The organism is Vogesella alkaliphila, from assembly GCF_014652475.1.
GTDB classification, from domain to species: Bacteria; Pseudomonadota; Gammaproteobacteria; order Burkholderiales; family Chromobacteriaceae; genus Vogesella; species Vogesella alkaliphila.
Genome location: NZ_BMYW01000006.1, coordinates 157,338 through 170,692, shown reverse-complemented (window position 1 = coordinate 170,692; position 13,355 = coordinate 157,338). Strand labels below are relative to the sequence as shown.

Genomic DNA, 13,355 nt, shown 5'->3' with positions numbered 1-13,355 from the left:
GCAGCAGGTCCGGAATGTCGCGCGACAAATCGAATATGAAGCAGTTATTTTTTGAGGATATTGATGATGCTATTTCAACGCCGACGGGCGCTGGTGGTACTCGTGGCGCTCAGCCTGATGGCGGCGCTGGGGGGACTGTTCTTCATGACGGGGCCGGCCAAGGCGGATGCGTCCGAGGTGCTTACCGAGGGGCGCACCACGGTCACCGACCTGGCCGGGCGCAAGGTGCAGGTACGCCTGCCGGTGCAGCGCGTGATCCTGGGTGAGGGGCGCCAGTTGTACCTGGTGGCCGCGCTCGATACCGACAACCCGCTCAAGCGTATCGCCGGCTGGCGCAAGGATCTGATCCAGTCCGATCCGGACACCTATCGCGCCTACCTGCGCAAGTTTCCCGGGATCGCCGACCTTCCCACTTTCGGCGGCTTCGAGGACGGCACCTTCGATATCGAGCAGGCGATCGCGCTCAAGCCCGACGTGATCGTGATGAACATCGAGGCCCAGCGCGCCACCGAAGACGCGCGCTATATCGAGAAGTTGGCCGCACTCGACATTCCGGTGGTGTACGTGGACTTCCGTCACGCCCCGATGGAAAACACCGAGCCGACCATGCGTCTGTTCGGCAAGCTGTTCGGCAAGGAACAGCGCGCCGAGGCATTCATCGCGTTCCACAACGAGCAGATCAAGCGCGTCACCGACGTGATCGAGGCCCGCCAGCCTGCGCGCCCCAGGGTGTTCATCGAGCGCATCGGCGGCTACACCGAGGATTGCTGTCTGAGCTTCGGCAACGAGAACTTCGGACGCTTCGTGGAGATCGCGGGCGGCAACAACGTCGCCAAGCAGGCGATCCGTGGCACGTTCGGCCAGCTGAACCCGGAGCAGGTGATCGCCGCCGATCCTGAGCAGGTGGTGGTGACCAGTGCCAACTGGGAGGCGTTCGTGCCGAATGGCAGCTGGGTGGGCGTGGGGCCGGGGGCCAACCTGAAGGAGGCCGCACACAAGTTGGCCGCCTACCCGAACCGCCCGGCCTACGCCGGCATCACGGCCAAGCGGAAGCACGCGTTCCACGCCATCTGGCACCAGTTCTACAACAGCCCGTACCAGTTCGTGGCGATCCAGCAGCTGGCCAAGTGGTTTCACCCCGAACTGTTCGCCGGTCTCGACCCCGATGCCACCTTCCGCGAGCTGCACGAGCGCTTCCTGCCGATTCCGTACCAGCCGGGCTATTTCGTGAGCCTGCACGAGAAGGAGGGGCAATCATGAGCGCCGCCGAGATGAGCACATCCAGCCGGAGTGCGACGTACCGCGGGCTGGTGCAGAAGAAGCGCCTGCTGCTGGGGGCCTTCGTTGTCCTGCTGCTGTTGAGCCTGCTGCTCGACCTGGCGCTTGGCCCGGCCAGCTACAGCCTGGGCGACGTGATGCACGCGCTGTTCCGTCCGGACAGTGCCGCCTTGCAGACCCGGGTGGTGCTGTGGGAGATCCGTCTGCCGGTGGCGCTGATGGCGCTGGCGGTGGGCGCCGCGCTGTCGCTGGCCGGTGCGCAGATGCAGACCATCCTCAACAACCCGCTGGCCAGCCCGTTCACGCTCGGCATTTCCGCCGCCGCCAGCTTCGGCGCAGCCCTGGGGCTGGCATTCGGGCTCAAGCTGTTTCCGGCCGCGGCCGAGTACATGGTGCCGCTCAACGCCTTCCTGATGGCGATGCTGTCGGCGATGCTGATCCACATGCTGAGCCTGCGCCGCGGCGTGAGCGCCGAGACCATCGTGCTGCTCGGCATCGCGCTGGTGTTCACCTTCAACGCGCTGCTGGCGCTGGCGCAATACTTCGCCAGCGAGCAGGCGGTGGCCGCCGTGGTGTTCTGGACCATGGGCAGTCTGACCAAGGCCACCTGGCCCAAGCTCGGCGTGGTGTGCCTGGTAATTCTGGTCACGCTGCCGGTCTTCGCCAGACGCGCGTGGGCGCTCACCGCGCTGCGCCTGGGCGACGACAAGGCCGCCAGTTTCGGCGTGGACGTGCGCCGCCTGCGCTTCCAGACCCTGATCCTGGTCAGCCTGCTGGCCGCGTTTCCGGTGGCCTTCGTCGGTTCCATCGGCTTCGTCGGCCTGGTCGGCCCGCACATTGCACGCATGCTGATCGGCGAGGACCAGCGCTTCTTCCTGCCGGCGTCGATGCTGGCCGGCGCGCTGATGCTGTCCGCGAGCTCCGTGGTGAGCAAGACGCTGATCCCGGGGGCGATCTTCCCCATCGGGGTGGTCACCTCGCTCATCGGCATGCCGTTCTTCATTTCACTCATACTCGGCAGCAAAAAGAACGCATGGTGACACTACGTTTGGAAAATCTCGGCGCCAGCTATGGCCGCCACGAAGTCATTGCCGGCATCACCACCCCGGTCTTCCTGGGCGGTGAGCTGGTGGCGGTCATCGGCCCCAACGCGGCCGGCAAATCCACCCTGTTCAAGCGCATCGCCGGGCTGATCGACGGCCCCGGGCGCGTGCTGCTGGAAGGCGCTAGCAAGGGCCGGGACGGCATCTGCTACATGCCGCAGGACATCAGCGCCAACGCGCGGCTGACGGTGTACGAGTCGGTGCTGCTGGCGCGCAAGCAGCAGACGCCGTCCTGGGCGGTGCACGACACGGATCTGGCGCGCATCGACGACATCCTGGCTGCGCTCGGCATCGACGCGCTGGCGTTTCGCAACCTCGGCGAACTGAGCGGCGGGCAGCGGCAGCTGGTATCGATCGCGCAGACGCTGGCGCGCGATCCGGAAGTGCTGCTGATGGACGAGCCGACCAGTGCGCTCGACCTGCACCGGCAGATGCAGGTGCTCGGATTCATGCGCCGGCTGGCGCGCGAGCAGGGGATGATCGTGTTCATCGCGATCCACGACCTCAACCAGGCCCTGCGTTTCGCCGACCAGGCGCTGGTGATCGCCGGCGGCAGCGGGCAGGGCAGCGGCCCGTGCGAAGAGGTGATCACGGTCGACATGCTGCGCGCGGTGTACAAGATCGACGCCCGCATCGAACGCTGCTCGCAGGGCGCCGGCCACGTCATCGTCGATGGCGTGGTGCAGGAGACGGCCATGCTGCAACGCTGAACGGGAGATCGAGGTGCTTGTGCCAGCCATTGAAGGGAACAGACAAATGCGTGATTACCCGTCCTACTGTGTTGCTCTCAAGCCGGTGGACTTCTTCCTGCCTTCCGAAGAGGTCGATGAGGCGGCCGTGCACCGGCTGGCGGCCGCCATCGCCCGGGCGGGCATGTGGACGACGCCCATTCCCGTCGATAGGGAAACCGGCATCATCATGGACGGCAACCACCGGGCTCGTGCGGCGGTTTTGCTGGGGCTGCATTATCTGCCGTGCGTGCTGCTGAGCTATCGGGACCCGAGAGTGGTCGTCACCCATTGGCGCAGCGGAGAGCCATTTTGCGTCGACAGCATCCATAGCCAGATCTTGTTGCACAAAAGGCGCTTTCCATACAAAACGACCCGGCATCTTTTTGCGCCAGCGCTACCCGAGACCGAGATTCAGTTGGGCATGCTGAGAGGCACGGCCCAGGCCCTGAACGGCATCCCCTTGCGGTGAAGTCAAAGCGGTCGGTCGATGCCCCGGAGCTTAGCCATTGGTTTTAGCCGCAGGGCTCAGCCTGGGCGGGGGAGGGGCGCGGCAAGGTTGGCCGCAACAGCTCAGGCCCGGCTTGCGGCCAAGGTTGCGGTGCGGGCCTGCGTCTGCTTGCGGCGGCGCGCCAGCCACTGGTACATCCCGCTGGCCGACAGCAGCGCCAGGCCCAGCCCCGCCAGCATCAGCAGCACCCGCAGCGGCCAGCCGCCGAGGCTGCCGGTGTGCAGGCCGTACACCCAGGTGGTGAGCCGCACCGCCGGCGCCGCCTGCGCAACCGGCGTCACCCGCAGCAGCTTGCCGCTGTAGGGGTCGATCTCCACATTGCTGCGGCCATTGGGATGCAGCTCGCCCACCTGGCGCCAGCGCAGCAGTAGCGGCTTGCCCGGCTTCGACTCGTACTTGATGTCCACCAGTCGCGCCCCAGGCATGACCTGCGCCGCACTCGCCACCAGCACGTCCAGCGGCAACCGTGTCGCGCCGGGGGCCGGGTTGAGCTTGATCTTGGCCGGTGCGCGGTAGCCGTACCAGCCGTTGATCCAGTTGTTCACCGGCTGGTTGAATACCTGGTAGGCGCCGGTCAGCCCGGCGCACAGCAGCAGCACGCTGCTGCCCATACCCACCAAGCGGTGCAGGTCGCTCAGCCACACCCGCGCGCCCTTGCCGCGGCGCAACTGCCAGGCGCGCGACCAGTCGCGTGGCCACCAGTACACCAGGCCGCTGACAGCCAGCAGCATCAGCAGCAGCGCGCAGATGCCGCCCAGCATTTCACCCGCCTCGCCCAGCAGCAGGGTTTCGTGCAGCTGCAGCAGCCAGTCGAACAGGCCCTGGCCAGCGGCCTGGTCCGAGGCAATGCCGGCGCTGCCGCCATCCAGCCACAGCCGCCGCTCGGCATCCGGCAGATGCAGCCGCACCTGCACCGCCTCACCGGCGGCGGCGAAGCGCAGATTGAAATCGGCACCGGGGTAGCGCGCCAGTACCGCGTCGGCCAGCGCCTGATAGCTTGCAACGTTGGCCGCAGGCGCCGGGCGCAGGCCGCTGGCGGTTTCGATTTCGGCACGGAACACCAGCAGGCTGCCACTCAGGCCCAGCAATAGCAGAAAGCAGGCGCAGCCCAGGCCCAGGTAGCGGTGCAGCAGTATCAGGTAACGTTTCATGGCGGCTCCGGTGCCGGCATGCTTGCCATGCCAGGCGGGTAAATGAGTAAGCGTGGCCGGTTGCGGCATTGCAGCAAATTGTATCACGAACGATAATTCGTCGCATTTGCATCAATATCAACGATAACCGGACCACAAGGCCACGCATGAAGACACCCGCCCTACTCACTTCCACCCTATTGCTGGGCCAGTTACTGCCAGTGGCCAGCTACGCGGCCAGCAGCGACAGTGGCGATAGCACCGAACTGGCCACCGTGGTGGTGACCGCCCCCGCGCGGCAGGACAACAGCTACCAGCCCGGCAAGAGCGTCAGCAGCGGCTACCAGCGCGCGGCGCTCGACACCCCGCAGGCCGTGGCGGTGGTGCCGTCTCAAGTGCTCCGCGACCAGCAGGCGCGTACGCTGCAGGAGGCGGTGAACAATGTCAGCGGCGTAGTGGAAACCAACACCCTGGCCGGCATCGCCGACAGCGTCACCCGCCGCGGCTTTGGCAGCCGGGGCGACGGCAGCATCCTGCGGGATGGCGTGCGCGCCGCCACGCTGCGCAACTTCGGCGTTACCAGCGACAGTGTGGAGGTGCTCAAGGGGCCCGCCTCGCTGCTGTACGGCATCCAGGAGCCGGGCGGCGTGATCAACGTCATCAGCAAGAAGCCGCAGTACAGCCCGCAAGGCAGCATCGGCCTGCGTAGCAGCAGCTTCGGCGGCGGGGCAGCCGACTTCGACCTCACCGGCCCGCTGGGCGACGGCGGCCTGGCCTACCGCGTGATTGGCGAACTGGAAGAAAGCGACTACTGGCGCAACTTCGGCAATACCCGCCGCAAGCTGATCGCGCCGTCGCTGGCCTGGCAGGACGGCAGCAGCAGCGCCCTGCTGGCCTACGAATATCTGGACTTCAAGACCCCGTACGACCGCGGCACGGTGTTCGCCAACGGCAGGGCGCTGAACATCCCGCGCGAGCAGCGTCTGGATGAGGCCTGGAATATTGCCGAGGGGACGTCGCAAGCGCTGAACGGCAGCTACAGCCGGCAGCTGAACGACAGCTGGCAGTGGAAAGCCAATCTGGGCTGGACCCGGCTGCATTACAGCGACAACCAGGCGCGCCCGGTGTCCTACAACGCCAGCACCGGCGTGCTGACCCGCCGCGCCGACGGCAACCGCGGCTTCGACAACACCACCCTGCTGCTGTCCACCCGCCTGCAGGGCGACGTGTTCCTGTTCGGCCAGCGCCACGAACCGGCCATCGCGCTGGAAAGCGAACAGCTGCGCGAAGCCAAGGGCAACGTACTGCAGGGCGTCAACAACACGAGCTTCAATGTCTACCACCCGGTGTACGGCACGCTGGCCTACCCCAGCAAACTCAGCAGCAGCAAGAGCGACACCCGCAGCGATATCGACACCCAGGCACTGGTACTGCAGGACAACTGGCACTTCGCCAGCGGTTGGACGGCCAGCCTGGGCAGCCGCTACCAGCACTACCGGCAGGAAGACGGCAGCGGCCGCCCCTACCGCATCACCGGGCGCAGCAGCGGCGACGTGCTGCTGCCGCAGCTGGGGCTGCTGTACCGGCTGGCGCCGCAGTGGTCGCTGTACGGCAACTACAGCGAATCGTTCAGGCCCAACACCGCCAGCGACGGCGTGAGCTTCGACCCGGAACGCGGCATCGTGCACGAGGTGGGCGGCAAGTATGAGCACGGCGGCATCAGCGCCAGCCTGGCGCTGTACCGCATCGTGAAAAGCAATGTGCTGGTAACGGAAAACGATGTCAGCCGCGCGGTGGGCAAGGTGCGCTCGCAGGGCGTGGAGCTGGATGTCAGCGGCCAGCTGAGCCGCCAGCTGGCCGTGATCGCCAACTACGCGTACACCGACGCCGAGGTCACCGAAGATCTTGCGGCCAACGTCGGCAAGCAGCTGTTCAACGTGCCGCACCACAGCGGCGGCGTCTCGCTGGCTTACGACTTCGGCCGCGACGCCCAAGGCAGCCGCTGGCGCGCCGGCGGCGGTCTGCGCTACGTCGGCACCCGCCAGGGCGACGCCGGCAACAGCTTCGAGCTGCCGCGCTACCAGGTGGCCGATGCCTTCGTCGCCTGGCAAGGCAAGGTTGGCCGCAACAAGCTGGACGTGCAGCTGAACGTGAAGAACCTGTTCGACAAGACCTACTACAGCTCCAGCAGCGGCAGCGCACTGCAGGTGAAGATCGGCGACCCGCGCGAAGTCAGCATTCAGACCCGCCTGTCGTTCTGAGCCGCGGTCACGCTGCCGGCTGGCGGGGCGGCACCCGCCTGCGCGCCGCACGGCGGAACGTGGTCGCCAGCACTGGCGCGGCTGTCCGCCAAGCCGTGTCCGCCGTTGCAGGTGAATCGGGTATTATGTAGGGTATCCTTTTCCGGCTTTGCAAGGCGACAGTGGTCGCGATGACGGTCCGGCGCAAGAAAAGCAGGGCGCCCAAGCGGGTGCGGCATCGGTGATGCGTGGCGGAAGTCCCCTGAAAATCATGAGGTTAATCCATAAATGCTATTGATGATCGACAACTACGACTCCTTCACCTACAACCTCGTGCAGTACTTCGGCGAGCTGGGGCAGGAGGTCAAGGTCTTCCGCAACGACGAAATCACGCTGGAAGAAATCGAGGCACTGGCGCCGCAGTATCTGGTGCTGTCGCCCGGCCCGTGCACGCCGAACGAGGCCGGCATCTCGGTGCCGGCCATCCACCATTTCGCCGGCAAGCTGCCGATCATGGGCGTGTGCCTGGGCCACCAGAGCATCGGCCAGGCCTTCGGCGGCAAGATCATCCACGCCAAGCAGCTGATGCACGGCAAGGTGTCGCCGGTGTCACACCTCGATGTCGGCATGTTCCGCGACATCCCCAACCCGGTGACCTGCACCCGCTATCACTCGCTGGTGATCGAGCGCGAGTCGCTGCCGGAGTGCCTGGAGATCACCGCCTGGACCGACGACGGCGAGATCATGGGCGTGCGCCACAAGACGCTGCCGATCGAGGGCGTGCAGTTCCACCCCGAGTCCATCCTCACCCAGCACGGCCACCGGATGCTGGACAACTTCCTGAAAGAATTCGCCTGAAGCGCACTGCGCCGCAAACGCCGGAGAACCCAAGATGATCACACCGCAGGCCGCCCTCAATCGCCTGATCGACCAGAACGAGCTGTTCCACGATGAAATGCTGGACCTGATGCGCCAGATCATGCGCGGCGAAGTGCCGCCGACGCTGATCGCCGCCATCCTGATCGGCCTGCGCGTGAAAACGGAAAGCGTGTCGGAAATCGCCGCCGCGGCGCAGGTGATGCGCGAGTTCGCCACCCGCGTGCCGGTGAGCGACACCACGCGGCTGGTGGATACCTGCGGCACCGGCGGCGACAAGAGCCACACCTTCAACATCTCCACCACCGCCGCCTTCGTGTCGGCGGCGGCCGGCGCCCGCGTCGCCAAGCACGGCGGCCGTTCGGTGTCGTCCAGCTCCGGCAGCGCCGACGTGCTGGAGGCGCTCGGCGTCAACCTCAACCTCAGCGCGGAACAGGTCGGCCGCTGCATCGACGACATCGGCGTCGGCTTCATGTTCGCGCCCAACTACCACAGCGCGATGAAGTACGTGGCGCCGGTGCGGCGCGAGCTGGCGGTGCGCACCATCTTCAACATCCTCGGCCCGCTGACCAACCCGGCCGGCGCGCCCAACCAGGTGATGGGCGTGTTCCACCCCGACCTGGTCGGCATCCAGGCACGCGTGCTGCGCGAGCTGGGCAGCCAGCACGTGATGATCGTGCACGGCGAGGACGGCCTCGACGAGATCACCCTGTCCGGCTATACCAGCATCGCCGAGCTGAAGGACGGCACCATCCGCGAATACCGCATCGATCCGGCCGACTTCGGCATCGCCCACGCGCCACTGGCCGCGCTGCGCGCCGACAGCGCCGAGCAGTCGAAAACCATGCTGCTGGCGGTGCTCGACGGCCAGAGTGGCCCGACGCGCGACATCGTGCTGCTCAATGCCGCGGCGGCGATCTACACCGCCGGCGTCACCGACAGCCTGGCCGACGGCGTGGCGCTGGCTCGCAGCGTGATCGACAGCGGCGCAGCGCGCGCCAAGCTGGACGCGCTGGTACAGCTGAGCCAGTCGCTATAATGAACCTCCCGGCCGCCGGCAGAGCGCCGGCGCTTGCGGCCAACCTTACTATCTCCTTACCGGGTTTGAGCCATGACCATCTCTCCCTCCATTTTCAAGGCCTACGACATCCGCGGCATCGTCGGCGACACCCTGACCGCCGACGCCGCCCGCCTGATCGGCCGCGCCATCGGCTCCGAAGCGCGCGAACGCAAGGTCGGCACCATCTGTGTCGGCCGTGACGGCCGCCTGTCCGGCCCCGAGCTGGCCGATGCACTGTCCGACGGCATCCGCGCCGCCGGCGTCGACGTGATCGACGTTGGCCGCGTCGCCACGCCGATGCTGTACTTCGCCGCCTACCAGCTGGAAACCTACTCCGGCGTGATGGTCACCGGCAGCCACAACCCGCCGGACTACAACGGCTTCAAGATGATGCTGGACGGCGACACCCTGGCCGGCGACTGGATCCAGAAGCTGTACCAGCGCATCGTCGACAACGACTTCGCCGACGGCCACGGCGGCTACAGCACCCACGACATCGTCGACGCCTACCTCAACCGCATCACCGGCGACATCAAGCTGGCGCGGCCGATGAAGGTGGTGGTCGACTGCGGCAACGGCGTGCCCGGCGACTTCGCGCCGGAGCTGTTCCGCGGCCTCGGTTGCGAGGTGCTCAAGCTGTTCTGCGAGGTGGACGGCACCTTCCCCAACCACCATCCGGACCCGGCCAAGCCGGAAAACCTGCAGGACGTGATCCGCGCACTGCAGGACACCGACGCCGAGATCGGCCTCGCGTTTGACGGCGACGGCGACCGCCTGGGCGTGGTCACCAAGGACGGCACCATCATCTGGCCGGACCGCCAGCTGATCCTGTTCGCGCAGGACGTGCTCAGCCGCCAGCCCGGCAGCAAGATCATCTACGACGTGAAGTGCACCCGCCTGCTGGCGCCGGCGATCGCCGCCGCCGGTGGTGTGCCGATGATCAACCGCACCGGCCACAGCTTCATGAAGGCGGCGCTGAAAGCCAACCCGGACGCCGGTCTCGCCGGCGAGATGTCCGGCCACGTGTTCTTCAAGGAGCGCTGGTACGGCTTTGACGACGGCCTGTATGCCGGCGCGCGCCTGCTGGAAATCCTGTCCAAGGTGGCCGATCCGTCGGCGGTGCTCAACGCGCTGCCCAACGCGCTGTCCACGCCGGAGCTGAACCTGAAGACCGCCGAGGGCGAGAACCACGCGCTGATCGAACGCCTGCAGCAGTCGGCACAGTTCGATGGCGCCAAGGACATCATCACCATCGACGGCCTGCGCGTGGAGTACGCCGACGGCTTCGGCCTGATGCGCGCCTCCAACACCACGCCGGTGATCGTGCTGCGCTTCGAGGCCGATAACGCCGCCGCGCTGCAGCGCATCCAGGACGACTTCCGCCGCGTGCTGGCCAAGGAAACCAGCGCAGCGTTGCCGTTCTGAGCGATAATCGCCGCCAGTTGACCGCCGCGCCGGCGGTCTGATCAGACCAAGGTTGGCCGCGGCCAACCTTTCGCATTATCAAGGCGGCACGACGCGTTCGTGCCGCCGGCTTTTTAAAGGGAATGCCATGTACGCCGAAGCCGCCAGCACTTTTCAAACCGTCCGCGACCTGCTGCGCTTTGCCGTGTCGCGCTTTAGCGATGCCGGCCTGACCTACGGCCACGGCACCAGCAATGCCTACGACGAGGCCGCCTACCTGATCCTGTCGGCGCTGAAGCTGCCGATCGACCGCCTGGAACCCTTCCTCGACGCCCAGCTGCTGCCGAACGAGGTGCAGCAGGTGGTGTCGCTGATCGAGCGCCGCGCCGAGGAGCGCGTGCCGGTGGCCTACCTCACCCACGAGGCGTGGCAGGGCGAGTTCAACTTCTACGTCGACGAGCGCGTGATCGTGCCGCGCTCCTTCATCTTCGAGCTGCTGGGCGAGCCGCTGGCGCCGTGGATCGAGCACCCGGAACTGGTACACCGCGCGCTGGACCTGTGCACCGGCTCCGGCTGCCTCGCGATCCAGCTGGCGCACCACTATCCGGACGCCGAGATCGACGCCGTCGACATTTCGCTGGATGCGCTGGAAGTGGCCAGCATCAACGTGCAGAACTACGGCCTGGAAGACCGCATCCAGCTGATCCACAGCGACCTGGTGGAAGGGCTGGAAGATCCGTACGACCTGATCATCTCCAACCCGCCCTATGTCGACGCCGAGTCGGTGGACGCGCTACCGCAAGAGTACCTGCACGAGCCGGAACTGGCGCTGGGCTCCGGCGAGGACGGCCTGGACGCCACCCACGTGATCCTGCAGAACGCCGCACGGCTGCTCAATCCGCGGGGCGTGCTGCTGGTCGAGATCGGCCACAACCGCGACGTGCTGGAAGCGGCCTACCCGAGCCTGCCGTTCATGTGGATGGAAACGCAGAGCGGCGACGGCTTCGTGTTCCTGCTGACGCGCGAAGACCTGGTCGCCGCCGGCCTGGGCGATCCGCTGAACGACGCCGACTTCGGCGATCTGGTGATCGAGGACGAGGACATCTGAACGCTCACGGCTTGCGGCCAACGTTGGCCGCAAGGCCGGGTGCACAAAAAAGGCAGCCCGCGGACGGGCTGCCTTTTTGCTGCGCCGATGGTTTGGCGGTGGGGCGGGGGAGGGGGGCTGCCGTCGCGTGCTGGTGGCTGGCCGGTTCCGCTTGCTGCAGCAGGGCCGTTTAGGGCGGCCATGCCCGACTCACAATGATTTTTCGAAGTGGGCGACCAGCTGTTTCAACGCCTTGGTGGTGCCCATCAGCTCACTCGCGGCATGGGCGGCCTGCGCCACGTTATGGGCATTGTTTTCGGTAATGGCGCTGACCTTTTCCATATTGTGGGCGACTTCGGTCGAGGCGCGCGACTGCTGTACCAGCATGGAAGCGACATCCTGCGCACTGTTGGCTACCCCCAGGCTGGCCTGATCAATCTGTACCAGGCTGGAGGAGGTGGCGCCGACTAGCTCGCTGGCTTCTCTGGTCACCTGGCCGGCATGGTCAATCGAGGTCAGGGCGGCATCGGTGTGCTGCCGCACCTGGCCGATCGATTCGCCGATCTCGCGAGTGCTGTGGCTGGTGCGTTCTGCCAGCTTGCGAACCTCGTCGGCGACCACGGCAAAGCCGCGACCGTGCTCGCCGGCACGGGCGGCCTCGATCGCCGCATTCAGCGCCAGCAGATTGGTCTGTTCCGCGACATCGCTGATCAGCTGACTGATCGAGCCAATACGTGTCACGGCGCCATTCAGCTGCTCCAGGGTGCGACGCACTTCACCGATGGCACCGAGCATGGTCTCGGTGCTCTGCAGCGTCTGCTGCATGTGGCTGCTCCCCTGTTGGACCAGCAGGCGTGCAGTGCTGGCATGGTCCGAGCCGGTGCGGGTGGTATCGGCAATCTCGCTGACCGAAACGGTCAGTTGCTCCAGTGCGGCGGCAATGTGGGCGATGTCGTTGCTTTCATCGGTAGCCCGCTCCTTCAGGGTGGCGGCCTGGCGACAGATATCATCCGCCCCGTGGCCGATGCTGGCGCTGGCGGAGACCACATCGGCAAGAATGGCGCGCAGGTTGATGCGGGTCGTTTCCAGCTGCTGTCGCAATGTGGCACATTCGCGTGGCCCCTGTGCCGCTACCGCCTCCTTGAAATTGCCCTCGCCAAAACGCATCAGCGCGGCATTGGCATCCAGCAGCGTGGAGCGTACCCGTTGTTGCAGCCATAGCGTGGTCAGGCAACCGAGCAGAAAGACCAATAGCATGGCACCTTGCTGCCAGCCTTTGGGCAGCAATACGCAGAGAAGGCCGGCCAGCAGCGTGACGCCGAAGATTGTCAGCTGCTGCGACAGCCACGATGGGGCCTTGCTGTGTCTGGTCGACGGGAAGGGGGTCTGGCCGGCATTGATGGCCCGGTACAGCTGTTCGGCCTCACGGACCTTGTCGCGAGAGGGCGCGGCGCGAACAGACATGTAGCCGATATGCTTGCCGTTCTCGCTCAGCGGCGTGACGTAGGCCTCTACCCAGTAAAACGCGCCATTCTTGGCTCGGTTCTTTACCAGCCCTTGCCACGGCTGACCATGCTTGATGGTGTCCCACAGGTCCTGAAAGGCTGCGGATGGCATGTCCGGATGGCGCACGACATTGTGCGGTTGTCCGATCAGCTCTTCTTCGCTAAAGCCACTAATGGTGACAAAGGCCGGATTGGCGTAGGTGATCCGGCCTTTAAGGTCGGTCTTGGTGACGATGGGGCTTCGCGGATCAAGAAACAGCTCTTGATCGGTGACGGGAAGATTCTGACGCATAGTATCCCCTTCAGTAGTGAGTGACTCGCGGGGCTGATCGCGCCTCGTGTCGAACTCGGCATCTGGTATGAGTTGTATGACACGGTGGCGGACTATGCCAGAACGAAATTTTTTTTAAAATGTGATTTTTAACGTGTGTTA

At 65.9% G+C, this 13,355-nt stretch carries 10 protein-coding genes and 1 pseudogene; 9 read left to right on the top strand and 2 right to left on the bottom strand.

What is annotated here, in order from left to right; all coding sequences use genetic code 11:
• Positions 1–63 precede the first annotated feature (63 nt).
• From IE100_RS10745 to IE100_RS10730, 4 genes are read left to right on the top strand one after another with little or no spacing between them, the layout of a single operon-like run.
• The gene (locus tag IE100_RS10745) at positions 64–1,260 is read left to right on the top strand and encodes an ABC transporter substrate-binding protein (RefSeq protein ID WP_229800334.1); all 1,197 of its coding nucleotides are present in this window, start codon (positions 64–66) and stop codon (positions 1,258–1,260) included.
• The gene (locus IE100_RS10740) at positions 1,257–2,318 is read left to right on the top strand and encodes a FecCD family ABC transporter permease (protein ID WP_189374078.1); all 1,062 of its coding nucleotides are present in this window, start codon (positions 1,257–1,259) and stop codon (positions 2,316–2,318) included. Before IE100_RS10745 ends, IE100_RS10740 begins: the two co-directional genes overlap by 4 nt.
• Entirely contained in the window at positions 2,312–3,091 is a 780-nt protein-coding gene (locus IE100_RS10735) for an ABC transporter ATP-binding protein (RefSeq protein ID WP_189374077.1), read from the top strand. The genes IE100_RS10740 and IE100_RS10735 overlap by 7 nt, the downstream gene beginning before the upstream one ends.
• 46 nt (positions 3,092–3,137) lie before the next feature.
• Positions 3,138–3,581, top strand: coding sequence for a ParB N-terminal domain-containing protein (locus tag IE100_RS10730; RefSeq protein ID WP_189374076.1), 444 nt, complete (start codon positions 3,138–3,140; stop codon positions 3,579–3,581).
• 101 nt (positions 3,582–3,682) lie between these two features.
• On the opposite strand, the gene IE100_RS10725 is transcribed toward IE100_RS10730, so the two are convergent.
• Positions 3,683–4,771: a PepSY-associated TM helix domain-containing protein gene (locus IE100_RS10725; protein WP_189374075.1), complete on the bottom strand. Its 1,089-nt coding sequence runs from the start codon at positions 4,769–4,771 to the stop codon at positions 3,683–3,685.
• Positions 4,772–4,917: 146 nt separating this feature from the next.
• On the opposite strand from IE100_RS10725, the gene IE100_RS10720 reads away from it, so the two are divergent.
• The 5 genes and pseudogenes from IE100_RS10720 to prmB form a co-directional block, all read left to right on the top strand.
• The gene (locus IE100_RS10720) at positions 4,918–7,011 is read left to right on the top strand and encodes a TonB-dependent siderophore receptor (protein ID WP_189374074.1); all 2,094 of its coding nucleotides are present in this window, start codon (positions 4,918–4,920) and stop codon (positions 7,009–7,011) included.
• 267 nt (positions 7,012–7,278) lie between these two features.
• Positions 7,279–7,848 carry an aminodeoxychorismate/anthranilate synthase component II gene (locus IE100_RS10715; RefSeq protein ID WP_189374073.1) on the top strand — a complete coding sequence of 190 codons (570 nt, stop codon included), beginning with the start codon at positions 7,279–7,281 and terminating at the stop codon, positions 7,846–7,848.
• Positions 7,849–7,882: 34 nt separating this feature from the next.
• The gene (gene trpD, locus IE100_RS10710; protein ID WP_189374072.1) at positions 7,883–8,905 is read left to right on the top strand and encodes an anthranilate phosphoribosyltransferase; all 1,023 of its coding nucleotides are present in this window, start codon (positions 7,883–7,885) and stop codon (positions 8,903–8,905) included.
• A gap of 72 nt (positions 8,906–8,977) precedes the next feature.
• Positions 8,978–10,351: a phosphomannomutase/phosphoglucomutase gene (locus IE100_RS10705; protein ID WP_189374071.1), complete on the top strand. Its 1,374-nt coding sequence runs from the start codon at positions 8,978–8,980 to the stop codon at positions 10,349–10,351.
• A 127-nt stretch (positions 10,352–10,478) separates the two neighbouring features.
• Positions 10,479–11,366: pseudogene (gene prmB, locus IE100_RS10700) on the top strand (50S ribosomal protein L3 N(5)-glutamine methyltransferase); the annotation flags it as partial.
• A 261-nt stretch (positions 11,367–11,627) separates the two neighbouring features.
• Here prmB and IE100_RS10695 read toward each other — a convergent pair.
• Entirely contained in the window at positions 11,628–13,214 is a 1,587-nt protein-coding gene (locus IE100_RS10695; protein ID WP_189374069.1) for a methyl-accepting chemotaxis protein, read from the bottom strand.
• Positions 13,215–13,355 lie beyond the last annotated feature (141 nt).